The sequence below is a fragment of the Paracoccus sp. T5 genome, from assembly GCF_048538155.2.
Lineage (GTDB): Bacteria > Pseudomonadota > Alphaproteobacteria > Rhodobacterales > Rhodobacteraceae > Paracoccus.
The window spans coordinates 86,062-101,575 of the sequence record NZ_CM135809.1 but is presented as its reverse complement, the minus strand read 5'-3'; the positions used below and the strand labels follow the sequence as shown (position 1 = coordinate 101,575).

The 15,514-nt window shown below is 68.3% G+C and carries 10 protein-coding genes; 3 read left to right on the top strand and 7 right to left on the bottom strand.

Annotation, left to right across the window (positions count from 1 at the left end):
- Positions 1–20: 20 nt before the first annotated feature.
- On the top strand, positions 21–1,616 hold the full coding sequence (locus tag ACNR9W_RS00470) for a PAS-domain containing protein (RefSeq protein WP_419268620.1): 1,596 nt from the start codon (positions 21–23) through the stop codon (positions 1,614–1,616).
- A gap of 10 nt (positions 1,617–1,626) precedes the next feature.
- Here the strand turns inward: ACNR9W_RS00470 and ACNR9W_RS00465 are convergent, their stop codons facing one another.
- The 7 genes from ACNR9W_RS00465 to ACNR9W_RS00435 form a co-directional block, all read right to left on the bottom strand.
- On the bottom strand, positions 1,627–6,102 hold the full coding sequence (locus ACNR9W_RS00465; RefSeq protein ID WP_419268619.1) for a translocation/assembly module TamB domain-containing protein: 4,476 nt from the start codon (positions 6,100–6,102) through the stop codon (positions 1,627–1,629).
- Positions 6,102–7,967 (bottom strand): autotransporter assembly complex protein TamA, encoded by a 1,866-nt coding sequence (locus ACNR9W_RS00460; RefSeq protein WP_419268618.1) that lies wholly within the window; start codon positions 7,965–7,967, stop codon positions 6,102–6,104. Before ACNR9W_RS00460 ends, ACNR9W_RS00465 begins: the two co-directional genes overlap by 1 nt.
- A gap of 116 nt (positions 7,968–8,083) precedes the next feature.
- Complete coding sequence (locus tag ACNR9W_RS00455; RefSeq protein WP_419268617.1) at positions 8,084–9,010, bottom strand: glucokinase; 927 nt, start codon at positions 9,008–9,010, stop codon at positions 8,084–8,086.
- A 16-nt stretch (positions 9,011–9,026) separates the two neighbouring features.
- Complete coding sequence (locus ACNR9W_RS00450; RefSeq protein WP_419268616.1) at positions 9,027–10,133, bottom strand: ABC transporter ATP-binding protein; 1,107 nt, start codon at positions 10,131–10,133, stop codon at positions 9,027–9,029.
- A gap of 3 nt (positions 10,134–10,136) precedes the next feature.
- Positions 10,137–10,991, bottom strand: a complete 855-nt coding sequence (locus ACNR9W_RS00445) for a carbohydrate ABC transporter permease (protein WP_419268615.1) — start codon at positions 10,989–10,991, stop codon at positions 10,137–10,139.
- Complete coding sequence (locus ACNR9W_RS00440) at positions 10,981–11,853, bottom strand: carbohydrate ABC transporter permease (protein ID WP_111301274.1); 873 nt, start codon at positions 11,851–11,853, stop codon at positions 10,981–10,983. Before ACNR9W_RS00440 ends, ACNR9W_RS00445 begins: the two co-directional genes overlap by 11 nt.
- 72 nt (positions 11,854–11,925) lie before the next feature.
- Positions 11,926–13,167: an ABC transporter substrate-binding protein gene (locus ACNR9W_RS00435; RefSeq protein WP_419268614.1), complete on the bottom strand. Its 1,242-nt coding sequence runs from the start codon at positions 13,165–13,167 to the stop codon at positions 11,926–11,928.
- 182 nt (positions 13,168–13,349) lie between these two features.
- Between ACNR9W_RS00435 and ACNR9W_RS00430 the strand changes: the two genes are divergently transcribed.
- Entirely contained in the window at positions 13,350–14,054 is a 705-nt protein-coding gene (locus ACNR9W_RS00430; protein ID WP_419268613.1) for a response regulator transcription factor, read from the top strand.
- On the top strand, positions 14,047–15,453 hold the full coding sequence (locus ACNR9W_RS00425) for a sensor histidine kinase (RefSeq protein WP_419268612.1): 1,407 nt from the start codon (positions 14,047–14,049) through the stop codon (positions 15,451–15,453). Before ACNR9W_RS00430 ends, ACNR9W_RS00425 begins: the two co-directional genes overlap by 8 nt.
- Positions 15,454–15,514: the final 61 nt, after the last annotated feature.

The window sequence follows — 15,514 nt, the reverse complement described above, 5'->3', positions numbered from 1 at the left end:
ATGGTGCGGTTTTTCTGGTCGTGACGGTGATTTGCGGCATCCTGTCGGTGCTGCTGGCCGTGGGGGTGATCCGGCTGTGGGACGGCTGGCGGTCTGGCCGGGGGCGGCCCCCCTCTGCCAATGCGCTGGAGGGCAGGATCCAGCCCACGGTCTTCCTGTTCCGCCAGGAGCGGGTGGTGGATGCCACGCCCCCTGCCCGCGCCCTCCTGGATCGGATCGGCGGCAGCGGCGACGACTGGCCGCGCCTGATGAAATGGGTCGGCCCGCGCTTTCCCGATGCACTCGACCGCCTGTCGCAACTGGCGCGCATCGGGCGGGTCGAGGTGACGGGTGAGCAGGGCCACGGCAGCGCGGCGCTGCGCCTGGTGGCCGAGGATCTGGGCGAGCAGCTGTGGCGCCTGACGATCACCGACCCGGCGGCCGAGCATTCGGGCATCATCGTCGATTCGATGTCCCTCCAGGCGATGGAGGAGGAGCTGCACCTGTTGCGCGGCGCGCTGGATCAAACGCCGATGCTGGTCTGGCGCCTGGATGCCGAGGAACAGGTCACCTGGGCCAACGCGGCCTATCTGCGCCGGGCCGAGGCGCGCAGCGAGGGGGCCTTGGGGTGGCCGCTGCCGCGCCTTCTGGATGCGCCGAAGCCGGTTCCGGGGGCCGCCGCACAGACCCGACGCGCCGCATTGGAGGACCACGGCATCGTCTCGTGGTACGACTGCCACAGCCACGGCATAGGCGACGAGGTGATGATGTTCGCCCTGCCCGCCGACGCCGCGGTCCGGGCCGAACGCAGCCTGCGGGAATTCGTGCAGACGCTGACCAAGACCTTTGCCGACCTGCCCATCGGACTTGCGATCTTCGACCAGCACCGGAACCTGCAGCTGTTCAACCCGGCGCTGATCGACCTCACCGGACTGCCCACGGGATTCCTGACCGCGCGCCCGACGCTGTTCGACTTCCTGGACCAGCTGCGCGAACAGCGCATGGTGCCCGAGCCCAAGGACTACCGCAGCTGGCGCCATCACATGGCCAGCCTGGAGAATGCCGCCGCGACCGGCCACCACGTCGAGACCTGGTCCCTGCCCGGCGGGCAGACCTATCGCGTGACCGGCCGCCCCCATCCCGACGGCGCGGTGGCCTTCCTGTTCGAGAACATCACTTCCGAAATGTCCCTGACGCGCAAGTTCAGGGCAGAACTGCTTCTGGGCGCGCATGTGCTGGACGGGCTGGAGGATGCGCTGGCGGTCTTTGCGTCAACGGGGCAACTGGTCCTCAGCAACAATGCCTATCGGCTGCTCTGGGGCACGCCGGCCGGCACCATGGCCGAGATCATTGCCGGATGGGAAGGGGCCACCGCGGTCGGACCGGGGTTTGCGGCGCTGCGCGAAGCCCTTCTGGATGCGGAGGCCGGGGAACCGGCCAGCGGCGCCATGGCCGGTCCCCAAGGGCAACTGCTGGGCTGGACGGTGACCTCGCTGTCGGGCGGCAGGAAGATGCTGCGCTTTCGGGCGGCATCGGGACAGCCCTTAGCCTCCACCACCGCGATCATGACAGGCGCCGACAGGGATGAGGCGCTGCCCGCGCTCCGCGCCCTGCCCAGTGCCATCGGCGCCGACTGAACAGGGCGCCTCAGTAGTCACGCTCGAAGAACACCCCCAGCGAGCTGCTGCCATCGCTGGCAACCGATCCCCGGGCCCGCAGGGACTCGGTGATGTCCAGGTTCAGGTTGATGGTGGAACGCCCGCCCTCGCCCACCGACAGGTCGGTATAGACGTTCTCGGACAGATAGCGCCCGGCCCGCAGCTCGATATTGCCCTCGTCATCCGTGGTCAGGTCCAGGTCGTCCAGCCCGGCGCTGTCGCGCAGGTTGCCGATGATCCCGTCGCCGCCACGCCCGGCCAGCACCGCGATCGCATTGGCCAGCTGGGCGGCCTGCAGCGGGCTGATGCTGTCCAGCCCGCGCCCGAACAGCAGCTGCGACAGCACCTCCTCCTGCGGCAACTCAGGCGAGGATTCAAAGGTGATCTCGGGGTCGCGCACCTCTCCGTCGATGATGATGCGGGTGGTGATGCCGTCGCGCTGCGTTTCGGCGACCAGCCGGATCACCGGGATCAGGCTGCCCTGCAGTTCGACCAGACCTTCGGTCAGGGTAAAACGGTTGCCCAGCAGATCCACCCGGCCCCGGATCAGTTCCAGGTTGCCGATGGGAACGACATTGCGCGTGGTGCCGCGGATCTGGAATTCTCCGCCCAGTTCCGCATCGATCCCCCTGCCCCGGATGAAGACCCGGTTCGGCGCCGTGATGGTCAGGTCCAGCCGCGGCGGATTGGGCGGCGGCGTGGCAGGCGGCCCCGCCAGCCCGGCATCGGCCGCAGCCTGGCTGGGATAGCCCTCCAGCCCCGCCCGCGCCCGCGTCGCCCGCACCGGCGGCCGTTGGCTGCCGACATGGGTGATGTCGGGGATCGCCCGCGCGCCGCCCAGGCCGGTGGCCGGGATGCGGATCTCGGTCTCGCCAAGCGCGATGCGGCCCGACACCAGCGGCCCCCCCGCATTGGAGCCCGCGATGCGGATGTTCCCGCTGGCGCTTGTTTCATAGAGATTGGGGTCGCGCAGCACCACCTCGTCCAGGGCGACGCCGATGTCCAGCGTACCGGCCTGCAGGTCTATCGGGCCGCTCAGCGTCAGCCGCCCGCCGGCCGCAACCTCTGCGGCACCCTCCACCTGGATCCGGCCGCTCTGGAATGCGGCGGTGAGGTCCATATCCTCGAGCCGCAGCCCCAGGCCCGGATCGGCCAGCTGCCCATCCTGCAGACGAACCTGACCGGACAGCGATTCCAGCGAGGGCGACCCCTGAAGGCGCAGATTGATGTCCAGGGGTCCCGAAACGCTGCGCGTCCGGAGGGAGGCGTTGGCCAACGCCGAATCCGCGCTGCCCGTGATCGCCAGGTCGGCATCTGAGCCGTCCCGCGCCACCGTGCCCACGATGTCCAGATCGGTGCTGCCCGGCGCGGTTGCGTTCAGGTCCAGCGCGAAATCCGCCCCCTCTTCGCGCACGGTGCCGGTTACCGTGGCAGGTCCTGGAAGCTGAGGCACCAGCAGGCCCAGATTACCAAGCCGCGCATCCAGGTTGATCCCGCTCTCGGGTGCGCCATCGGCGCTGACGGTCAATTGAGGGTTGGCCACCTGCAGACGCTGGACCGAGATTCCCTCCGCCCCTTGGCTGGCGGCCAGGTCGAAGCTGGTCTGCCCCGCCAGCAGCGGGTCGATCCGGGGCTGGCCCAGGGACAGGCCGTTGGCGGTGCCGGTCGCCTCAACACGGCGGGTGGTTCCGTCATCCGTCAGTTGCACATCGGCGTTCACTGCGCCCGAGATGCCATTGCCGAGAAAGCGCAGATCGTCCGCATTTACCTGGGCCGTCACATCCGTCGCCCCAGCGCCCACCCGCCCCGAGGCGGTGGCAGAGAGGCGCGGGTTCTCGATCTGGGCGGTCTGGATCGTAAAAACGCCATCCTGTTCGGTCGCCGTCACCGCAAGGCGCGTGTCGCCCTCCAGCGCACCATCGACCTGCGCCTGACCAAAGGACAGGTCGCTGCCCGTGCCGGTCAGCTCCAGCCGCCGGATGCCGTTGCCGACCTGGCGAAAGCTGCCTTTGGCCTGCAGGGCGCCCTGCCAGCCGGGACCAAAGGGCGCCAGCGACGCAATCTCGACATCGGCCGTCAGGTCCGTCACGCCGGGACCATAGACGCCTTGGACGATGGCGTTCATCTGCTGGTTCGTCAGCTGGCCTTCCGAGATCGTGATCACGCCGTCCTCTTCGGTCGCGCGGACGTCAAGACGTGTCGTGCCGGTCAGTGCGCCATCGACGCCGGCCTGGCCCAAGGACAGGTCCTGCCCCTCGCCCGTCAGTTCGATCCTGCGCAGGCCGTCCTCCTCGCTCAGGCGCGCCTGGCCGGTGAAAGCTCCCGACCAGCCCTCCTGCAGGTCCGCCAGGTCGACGATCGTGAATTCTGCGTCCAGATCGCCCTGGGCCAGATCACCCTCGGCGGTGGCGCTCAGCTGGGGGTTCGACAGCTGGAAGCTGTCCAGCTTGTAGCTGTCCCCGCTTTCGCTGGCGATCAGGGTCAGGTTGGTCTGGCCGCGCAGGGCGTTGTCCAGCGCCTCGATGCCAAGACGCAGATCCTCGGCCTCGCCGCTGACGGTCAGGCGGCGTTGGCCGGCGGGTCCGTTCAGGGCCGCTTCGGCCTCCAGCGAACCGCCGAAGTCAGGGCCGGCATCCGCCAGCGACGGCATCGAGATCCGCGCGGTCAGATCGCTGGACAGGCTGCTGATCAGGCCCTGCGCCTCTGCCGTCAACCGGCTGGCATTGAGGGTCAGGTCCTCGATCTCGATCCCTGTCTCGTCCCGGCGGGCCTCCAGGTTGATGGTCGAGCGTCCGCCCAGCAGCCGGTCCAGCTGCGGCTGGTCCAGTGCGATATCGGTGCCGGTCACCTGCGCATCCAGGTCGAAGCTGCGGTTCAGGACGACGTAATACCCCTCGACCGAGGCATTGGCGGCCCCGGTCAACTGGCGGTCCGCCAAGGCCGACAGGCGTGACAGGTCACTGTAGCGGGCGTCCATGTCGACCGAGACCGTGATGCCGCTGGACAGGCCCGAGACCAGCATGTTTCCGGTCAGCCCATAATCGGGACCGGTGATCGACAGGCCGGTGATGTCGACGGCATTGCCGGGGGTGAAGTTGAACTCCGCCTCGCCGGCGATCCGGTCGCCGATGGCGGCGGCTAAGCCCGGTTCGGCGAAGGACAGCTGTTCCGCCGCGAATTGTACCCCGCCGGTCACCTCCGACAGGGCGCCGTCGGCCAGCACAACCTCGCCCGCACCGTCCAGCTCCAGCGCGCCCAAGGCGACATCGCCCAGGTTCAACTGGCCCACACGGCCATCCAGGGTCCAGCCCTGCCCTTCGGCGGCGTCATAGTCCAGCGACAGGCGCCCGGATTCGACGGTCGTGTCTTCTCCTGCGAAAGGCAGGGGGACGGGCAGCTGCGCGGCCTCGGCGTCGCGGCCAAGTGTCACCAGCAGCTGCGCGCGCTGCGGCGCCGACTGCTCGTTGGTCGACAGCGAGCCTTCGATGCGCAGCGCCTCGGTGCGGATGTCTAGGACGGGAATTTCAAGGCGTCCGGTCTCGGCCCGCCAGCCCTCGGCCCGCAGCTGGGTTTCCTGGCCGAAGAAGGCGCGATCCTCGGGGCGCAGCAGGGTGGCGACATCGCCGCCCAGTTCGAAGCGGAATGCCGTGCCGGCCGTGCCATCCTCAGCCGTCTCGCCACTGGCGCTGACCTGACCCGTGATGCGCGGCTGGCCATTGGTGGCCAGCCGGATGTCGGCCGCGAAATCGCGGATTTCGCCCTCGCCGCTGATCTGGGCGGTCATGGCGGGACGGTCGTAGATATTCACCAGGTTGACCAGGATGCCGTCGGCAGCCTCGTCCAGACCCAGGTTCAGGCGCAGGATCTGCGTCTCGTTGGAATAGCCCGCGTCCAGGACGAACTGGCCGCGCGGGCCGTCCAGGCGGTCGATGGTCAGCTGCGCCTGGCCTTCGCCCCCTTCCAGGCTCATGCCGCCACTGACGCGCAGGGCGGCCTCGACGCCGATCACGGGCTCGCCCAGCACGACGCGATCCGCCTGGATGCGCTCGATCTCCAACGAGACCGGCAGCTCGGGCAGGGCAAAGACCGGCGCCTCGGCCTGGACCTGCGACTGTTCCCCCTGCGGCAGGCGCGGCAGCAGGATCTCGGCCGCGGACAGTTCGGCGATCTCGATCCGGCGGCGCAGCAGGGCCGAGCGGTTCCACTGGATCGCCCCGTCGCGCAGGGTCAGCCAGACGCCCTCTTCGTCGGCGATGCGGATTTCCGAGAATGTCGCCCGAGAGGACAAGGCGCCCTCGAACCCGTCGATCACCACAGTGCGTCCGGCGCCCGACAGGTTGCGCTCCAGAAGACCGGTCAGGAAGCCGCGGTCATCCTCGATCTGTTCCGACAGTTCGGCCGCGCTCTGGGCCAGCACTGCAAGCGGAAAGAACAGGGCAAAGACATAGATCCAGAACCTGCGCATCAGAATGCCTGCCCCAAGCCAAGGTAAAGCTGAACGCCGCTGCCGGTGTCACCGCTGACCGGTCCCGCAACATCAAAGCGCAGCGGACCGACCGGCGTGTCATAGCGCACACCGACGCCCGCCCCCGCATGATCGCCGCCCTCGCCCTCGAACCCGCTGTCGGTCCAGACACGGCCGTAATCGGCAAAGGCCACCAGCCCGATCCGTTCGCGGACCTGAAAGCGCAGTTCGGCCGTGGCATTTGCCACGCTCATGCCGCCGGTCTTGATCGGGTCGCCGTCAGGCCCCGAAATCGTCTCGACCCCAAGTGCCTGGAAGGGATGGCCGCGCACCGTGCCGCCACCGCCCGAGTAGAACAGATAGTTGCGCGGCGTCCGGTCGATGTCCGACCCGAAGACGCTGCCAAGCCGCGCCCGTCCCGCCAGGGTAAAGCGGTCATCCTTCCCGAACGAGCGGAAGGCCCGCCCCTCGGCCAGCGCGCGCGCGCCAGAGCCGGTCTCCTCGAACCCCTTGAAGGGGGTCAGCTCGCCCGACAGGTAATAGCCGCGCTTGGCATCGGTGGGCTCGTCGCGCTGGTCCCAGATCACCTCCATCGGCAGCGCCAGGACCTTGAAGTCGGTCTGGCCATTGGCATCGAACACGCGCGAGAACTGGTACTGGGCCGAAATGTCGCCCGTCAGCCGGTCGCTGAAGATATGGCTGAAGCCCAGGGCCAGGCTGGCGGTATCTTCGTCGTAATCCTCTTCGCGCATGCGGGCGGCGCGGGCCTCGACATAGCCGGTCGTGTCGGCGGTGATCGTGGCGGGGCGGTCGATGCGGATCGTCAGTTCGTCGTCGCGCTCGCTGGTTTCCGAGCCGATGTCCTTGACGCGCCCGTCGATGCGCAGCCGCTCGCCGCCGCGCAGCAGGTTGCGATGCATCCAGTAGGACGAGATCATGATCCCGTCGGTATTCGACACCTCGAAGCCGGCGCCGATGCGGCGGGGCGCCTGTTCGACGACGGTCAGGTCCACGTCCAGGGTATCGCCCGGCCCAAGGGTCTCGGCCTCTTCCAGGGTGACGGCGGAAAAGACGCCGCTGCGGCGCAGACGCTTGCGGACCGCGTCCAGATCCTCGGGGTCGAACTGCTGGCCTTCGGGAAATCCGGCGATCTTGCGCAGCCGGCGGTCGTTCAGGCGCTGGTTGCCGCTGACGCTCATCCGGCCAAAGGTGACGCGGGGGCCCGGGTCCAGCGCGATCCGGCTATCCACGCGGGCAGTGTCGTGGTCGGCCACGATCTGCTGATCCGCCAGGTCGGCTTTCGCATGACCCTGGCTGCGCCAGCCCTCGACGCCGGCCACGGCGGCGCGGCGGATGACACCCGTGCCCGCGACCTCGTTCAGGGCATAGCCTGCGGGAATGTCGGTTTCGGGGGCGACCGGCGCCATGGCCGCACGGGAAAAGCGGAAGGCCCGCCCCGGCTGGACCGCCACCACGACGCGTTGCACCACCTGCGGCGCGTCCAGAGGCGCGACCTGCGCCGCCTCGACCCCGTCCAGCAGGATGTTGACGGTGCTGTCGTAATAGCCCTCGTCATAAAGCAGACCCAGGATGCGCGCGTAATCGGCACGGGCGGCGGCCAGAACGTCCTGACCGGTGGTGCGGTCCTCGGCCAAGGCACTGGCAACCAGGGAGGAGCGCCGGATTTGCGCCGCCAAGCCGTCATCGCCGCCGGAGACCTCGATGTCCAGCGCGACTGGACCCTCGGCCTCGCTGCCACGGCTGAACAGGCCCGAGAAGGGTGACGACGACTGGCCCCATGCCGCCGCAACACCCCCGCCGATGGCCGTCGAGGCCATCAAGATCGCCGTCAGATATGCCCGCATCCTGCGCCCCGGTTCTTTTTGCTTGTGGCAATTGAAACAGGATCAATGCGGGGAATCCAGCAATAGTTGCCGTTCCGCGCCGCCTCCGGGATGATCTTTGCGAGAGCCGGCCGCCCTCAGCCCAAGGCCGCCAGGCAGCCGTGCAGCGCGGCCATGTCGTCCCGGATCAGGAAGATCGGCGTGTTTTCAGGAATGTGGCGCATATGTTCCTGGGCCAGGAAGGCCGGCTGGAAACGGTCCATCCGGTCGGCGATGCTGCGGCCCACGCTGCCGGCCAGGAACATCCCCTCCAGCGGCATGAAGCGCAGGGCCAGTTCGCGGCACAGAAGCCCGACCAGTTCGGTGAAGAAGTCATAGGTGGCGATGGCCTGGGCGTCGCCTGCCTCGACGGCGTGGGCGATGTCCTCGCTGCGCACCGGGTGCGTGCCCGTCATCGCGGCGTGCAGGCGCGACAGGCCGCGGCCGGCAAAGGTCTCCTCGGTCGAGAAGAAGCCCCGCGCGGCATCGGCCCCCACCCGGTCGATCAGGCGCCACATGATGTTGGCCGGAAGGTGGGTGTGCCCCTCCTCGGCCTCAAGGGCAGTGATCGCGCCGCCGGGCAGCACGCGCACCGCGCAGACGTTGAAGCCGGTACCAAGGCCCACGACCAGCGCCTGCCCGTTGCGGGCGCGGTCCTGCGGCGCCTCGCGCAGCACCGCCACGCCGTCACCGGCCAGCGCGGGCGTGGCAAAGCCCAAGGCGGTCAGGTCGTTGATCAGGCGCGCCTGGTCGGCATCGGCCAGGCGCGCCAGGTTGTCCTCGTCAAAGAACCAGTCGCGGTTGGTCAGCCGCGCGCGGCCGCCGCTGACCGGCCCCGCCACGGCGATGCACATGGACGAGATATGGGGCCCGTGCTGCTCGGCCAGGAACTGCCGCACCACGTCGTCGAAGCTGGCAAAATCGTCCCCCTTGAAGCGGGTGACCGTGCTGGCATCGATGGACCCGTTGCGGGCGATCGCCAGCCGCGCATTGGTGCCACCCACATCGCCCAGAAGCATCGCCATCGCCGTCACCTCGTCCTCAGTTCAGCCGTTCACCGTCCTTAGGCGAGAAATACGACACTTTCGAGAGGTCGAATGCCAGCGGAAACGGCTGGCGCGCCCGAACCGCGCTTTCGGCCCGCAGACGCGCGGTGACCGGCTTGCCGCCCAGATGGGTGACGGCAAAGGTGTCGGCGCCCGCCGGTTCGACGATCTCGATCATCACGTCGCCGCCGGCACCCTGGGCCGTGCCGGGCAGATGCGCATTGCCGGTGGCCTCGTGGATGTCCTCGGGGCGCACGCCCAGCACGATCTCGGCCGGCAGGTCGCGGGCCACCGGGTCGGTGATGACCAGGGGCGCATCGCCGGCACGGTCGATCTCGATCCGGGTCTGGCCGGCTTCGGAGCGGACGCGGGCCGGGATCAGGTTCATCGCCGGGCTGCCCATGAAATCGGCCACGAACATGTTGGCGGGCCGGTTGTAGATTTCCGCTGGCGTGCCGATCTGCTGGATCACGCCGCCCTTCATGACGACGATCTTGGTGGCCAGCGTCATCGCCTCGATCTGGTCATGGGTGACATAGACGATGGAGGCGTTCAGGTCCTGGTGCAGCTTCTTGATCTCGGTCCGCATGGAGACGCGCAGCTTGGCGTCCAGGTTCGAGAGCGGTTCGTCGAAAAGGAACAGCTTGGGGTCGCGCACCAGGGCGCGGCCCATGGCGACGCGCTGGCGCTGGCCGCCCGACAGCTGGCCCGGCTTGCGGTTCAAGAGCGGCTCGATCTGCAGCTGGCGCGCGACCTCGGCCAGCTTCTTCTCCTGCGTGGGCTTGTCGACGCCGCGCACCTTCATGCCGAAGGTGATGTTCTTGGCCACCGACATGGTCGGGTAGAGCGCATAGGACTGGAACACCATCGCGATGTCGCGGTCCTTGGGCGACACGCCGGTCACGTCGCGGTCGGCGATGCGGACCGTGCCGCCGGTGATCGGCTCCAGCCCCGCGATGCAGTTCAGCAGGGTCGATTTCCCGCAACCCGAGGGACCGACCAGCACCAGGAAGTCGCCCTCCTCGATGCTGATGTTGATGTCGTGCAGAATATGGGTCTCGCCATAGGCTTTCTGCAGGTGGTCGATTTCGAGGATCGGCATGGCTTATCCCTTGACGCTGCCGGCGGTCAGGCCGCGGATGAAGTATTTGCCGGCGACGACATAGACCAGCAGCGTGGGCAGCGCGGCGATGATCGCGGCGGCCATGTCCACGTTGTAGGCTTTGACGCCGGTGGTGGAGTTGACGATGTTGTTCAGCGCGACCGTCACGGGCTGGCTGCCCGGCCCGCTGAAGCTGACGCCGAAGAGGAAATCGTTCCAGATCTGCGTGAACTGCCAGATGACCGAGACGGTGATGATCGGCAGCGAGATCGGCAGGAAGATCGACCAGAAGATGCGGAAGAACCCCGCCCCGTCGACCTTGGCCGCGCGCACCAGCTCCTGGGGGATGGTGACATAGTAGTTGCGGAAGAACAGCGTGGTGAAGCCCAGGCCATAGATCACGTGGACGAAGATCAGCCCCGGAATGGTGCCCGCCAGCCCCATCAGGCCCAGCATCTGCGCCATCGGCAGCAGCACCACTTGGAACGGGATGAAGCAGCCGAACAGGATCGCCGCGAAGAACAGGTTCGCGCCCCGGAACCGCCACTGGGCAAAGACATAGCCGTTCAGCGCGCCCACGATGGTGGACAGCAGCACGGCCGGCACCGCCATCAGGACGCTGTTCCAGAAGAAGGGCCGCAGCCCCTCGCACTGGGTGCCGGCGCAGGCGGTGGACCAGGCCTCGGCCCAGGGGGCGAAGGTGATCTCGCGCGGCAGGGCCAGCAGGCTGCCGGTGCGGATCTCCTCGAGGGTCTTCAGGGAGGTCGTCAGCATGACGAACAGCGGCATCAGGTAGAACAGCGCGAAGAGGATCAGGATGCCATAGAGGCCCCAGCGCAGCAGGGTTTTACTGGTCACGGCGCGGCCTCAATTCGCTATAGAGGTAAGGAACGACGATGGCGAAGATGACGCCCATCATGATCATCGCGCTGGAGGCCGCCTGGCCCAGATCCCCGCGCGAGAAGGCCATCGCGTACATGTAGGTGGCCGGCAGGTCGGTCGCATAGCCGGGCCCGCCATTGGTCAGCGCGATCACCAGGTCGAAGGCCTTGATGGCCAGGTGGGCCAGCACGATGAAGGCCGACAGGAAGATCGGCGCCATGGTCGGGATGATGATGGCGGAATAGATACGGTGCGTGGGAATGCCGTCGACCTGGGCGGCGCGGATGATTTCCGTGTCCACCGATCGAAGGCCGGCCAGGAACAGCGCCATCACAAAGCCCGAAGCCTGCCAGACGGCGGCCAGCACAATGGTGTAGATCGCCATTTCCGGCCTGATCAGCCAGTCGAAGGTGAAGTTCTCGAAGCCCCAGCTGCGCACGGCGGCCTGGATGCCCAGGCCCGGGTTCAGGATCCATTTCCACGCGGTGCCGGTCACGATCAGCGACAGGGCCATGGGATAGAGGTAGACGGTGCGCAGCACGCCCTCGGCCCGGATCTTCTGGTCCAGGAAGATCGCCAGCATCAGGCCGATCACCATCGAGATGACGATGAACAGGCCGCCGAAGATGAACAGGTTGTTCATCGCCACGTCCCAACGCGGGGCGGCGAACAGGCGTTCGTATTGCCCGATCCCGTCCAGCTCGTAGCGCGGCATCAGGCGGGATTTCGTGAAGCTGATCCAGGCGGTCCAGGCGATGAAGCCGTAGACGAAGACCAGGATCGCCACGAAGGACGGCGCCAAGACGAACTTGGGCACGTTGCGTTCAAGCCATTCCATGTCGGATAAACCCCTAAAGAAAAACCCCGCGCCCTGGCGTCTCGCCCGGGCGCGGGGCAGGTCACGCCGTCATCACATCGCGTTGGCGACGGCGTCTGCCAGCTGTTGCACGGCGTCTTCCGACGACATGTCGCTGTTGAAATGCGCGGTCACCACGTCGGTGATCGCACCGGCCGGCGCGCCACGGAGCGCCATGCCATGGGCATAGGAAGGCAGCAGCGAGCCGTCCTGGGCGCCCGCGTTCATCGCTTCCGAGGATTTCTTGGCGCAATCGTCGAAATCGTCCAGCGCCACGTCGGTGCGGGCCGGGATCGAGCCCTTGTTCAGGTTGAAGGTCTTCTGGAATTCGGGGCCCATGATCAGCTTGGCCAGCAGTTCCTGGCCCTGCTGCTTCTCCTCACCGTCCAGCTCGAAGAAGGCAAAGCTGTCGACGTTGTAGAGGAAGCCCTCGCCCGGGGTCTGGGCGCAGACGAAATCGACGCCCGGCTCCTTGCCCGCGGCCAGGAATTCGCCCTTGGCCCAGTCACCCATGATCTGGAAGGCGGCTTCGCCGTTCATGACCATGGCGGTGGCCAGGTTCCAGTCGCGGCCCGAGAAGTTGTCGTCGACATAGCCGCGGATGGTCCGCATCTGGTCGAAGACCTGCTTCATCGTGTCCGAGGTCAGCGCCTCGGGGTCCAGGTCGACCAGCGCCTTCTGATAGAACTCGGGTCCGCCCAGGCCCAGGACGACGGTTTCGAAGATCGTCGCGTCCTGCCAGTTCTGGCCGCCATGGGCCAGCGGCGTCACGCCCGCGGCCTGCAGCTTTTCGGCGGCGGCGTTGAATTCCTCCCAGGTGGTCGGCATCTCGATGCCATGCTCGTCCAGGATCTGCTTGTTGCCCCAGATCCAGTTGACGCGGTGGACGTTCACGGGGGCCGCGCACCAGGTGCCTTCGCACTTCATGTGCTCGGCGATCTGCGCGGGCAGGACGTCCGCCCAACCGTTGGCCTCGGCCACCGAACCGATATCGGCCAGGCCGGTCTCCTCGTACCATTCCTGGATCGCCGGGCCCTTCAGCTGCACGGCGGTGGGCGCGTTGCCCGACAGGACGCGGGCGCGCAGCGCGGTCATCGCGGCATCGCCGCCGCCGCCGGCCACGGGCATGTCGGTCCAGGTGCCGCCTTCGGCCGCGAACTGCTCCTGCAGGACGGCAACCGACTTGGCCTCGCCGCCCGAGGTCCACCAGTGCAGCACTTCGGCGGTGGGTTCGGCCATCACCGGCCCAGCCAGCATCACGGCGGTCGAGGCCGCCAGCACGGATTTCATGTTCATGGATCCTCCCAGATCATCTCCGCGCGGATTCGGTGATCCGCGTGTGGGATCATCATGCCAAAGTCGCAGCCATGACCGCAACGCAGGACAGCCTTGCAGCAGCCAGATTCCGCGGCGTTATGTTACAAACTGTTACGAAGCTTCGCCTGCCGGTGCTATTGCGGCCCCGAGGGAGAACAAGGATGAGCCTGCACCGCCTGCTGCTGGTCGAGGATGACGCCGACATGGCCGCCATGCTGGCGGCCTATCTGCAACGCCAGGGCTTTCACGTCACCCGGGCGGACAGCCGCGACGGCACGCTGGCCGCGCTGAGGTCGGGACGCGTGGACCTGATCCTGCTGGACGTCTCCCTGGGCCCCGACAACGGCGTGCAGATCTGCGCCGAGATCCGCGAGGCGCAGGACGTGCCGATCATCATGGTCAGCGCGCTGTCGGCCGACCACCAGCGCATGGCGGGATACGAGGTGGGCGCCGACGATTACATCGCCAAGCCCTTCAACCCCGACCTGCTGCTGGCCCGGATCCGGGCCGTGCTGCGCCGAGCGGGCCGCGCGCCCAGCCTGTCGCATCGTCGGCGCGACAGCGTGCTGCGCTTTGCCGGCTGGCGCTATGACGCGCGGCGCGACGAGGTGACGGCCCCCGGAGGTTGGCAGGTGTCGCTGTCCGCGCGCGAAACCGCGCTGCTGCGGGTCTTCCTGGCCAATCCGCTGATCCCGCTCACGCGTGAGGAGATCGCCGCCGCGCTGGACGATGACGAGGCCGCCGAGGGGCGCGCCATCGACGTGCTGGTCGGCCGGCTGCGCCAGAAGACCGACCCCGCCCTGATCCGGACCGAGCGCGGCACCGGCTATGTCCTGTCGGCCGAGGTGGCATCCGAGGATGCCTAGCCGCCGAAGCCTGCGGGTGCTGGCCAGCCTGTGGGTGGTGCTGGCGATGCTGGCGGGCGGCGCCTCGGTCTGGCTGTGGATGGCCAGCGACGCCGCCTGGCGCGCGCATCTGGACCGCGCCTATATCGCCGGCCTCGCGCTTTACGACAGCCTGGAGAACGGCAGCGCCCTGCCCCAGGGCCTGTCGATCAGCCAGACCCGCCAGGCCCCCGTCACGCCGCAGGGCTGGCGCGAGACGCTGATCACGCTGACCGGCGGCGGCCGCCCCGACCTGTCGCGCGGCGACCGGCTGTCGGTCCGCATCCAGTCGCCGGACATCCTCTATCCGGCGGCGGGAGTGGAAAGCGTGGGCGGCGGCAGCCAAGCGGCGGGGCTGGCCTCGGTCACCCGCACCCTGGCACGGTTCTGCAGCGAGCCGCGCCTCTTCGTGCAGCAGGATACGGGCCCGTGGTTCCAGGTGCGGGGCAGCCCGGTCTGGGGATGCGATGCCGCGCCGCCCGACCGGCGGCTGCTGGCGGGGGCGCTGCTGCTGGGGGCGCTGGCGCTGCTGCTGGGCTGGGTGGCCGAGGTCTCGGCCGCCTTCACGGCCTTTGCCGCCGCCCTGCGCAACCACCGCGCCCGCAATGCCGCCCTGCCCGTCGGTGGCGTCGAGGAACTGCGCCAGACGGCCGAGGCCGTGAACGCCTATGTGGCCCAGGATCGCGCGGCGCTGGAAAACCGCGCCCTGGTCCTATCGGGCGTCAGCCATGACCTGGGCACGCCCGCGACCCGCCTGCGCCTGCGCAGCGCCCTGATCGAGGACGAGGCCCTGCGCGCCCGGCTGGAACATGACATCGACGAGATGACCACGATGATCGACGGCGTCCTGACCTATACCCGTGCCGAGATCGGGGCCGAGCCGTTTCGCCGCCTGTCCCTGACCTCATTGGCCGAGGCGGTGGTGGCCGATTACCAGGATGTGGGCCTGCCCGTCACGCTGCGCCGGGCCTCGCCCCGCCCTGCCCGCGCCGGCACCCTGTTCGCGCGCAGCCTGACCCGGCCGACGGCGGAATCTCACGCGATCCTGATGCGGGGTCAGCCGACATCGCTGCGCCGCGCGCTGTCGAACCTGATCGACAATGCCCTGAAATACGGACGCGAGGCCGTGGTGCTGGTCGATGGCGACGCCGACGAGGCCTGGATGACCGTCACCGACCGCGGATCAGTCTTGACCCAGGACGACCTCGCGCGGCTGACCGGTGCCTTTCAGCGGGGCGGCAATGCAGGCGCCGCGACGGGGGTCGGGCTGGGGCTGGCGATCGTCTCGACCATCGCGGCGCAGCATGGCGGGCGGCTGGAATTTCACCGGGCAACGGAGGGGCTGGAGGCGCGCCTGGTGCTGGCGCGCACGTGGGCGTGACCTAGGGTCACGGGAACCGGCCCAGCAAATCTTGCGTTTTGACTGCATATCCGCATTCGGA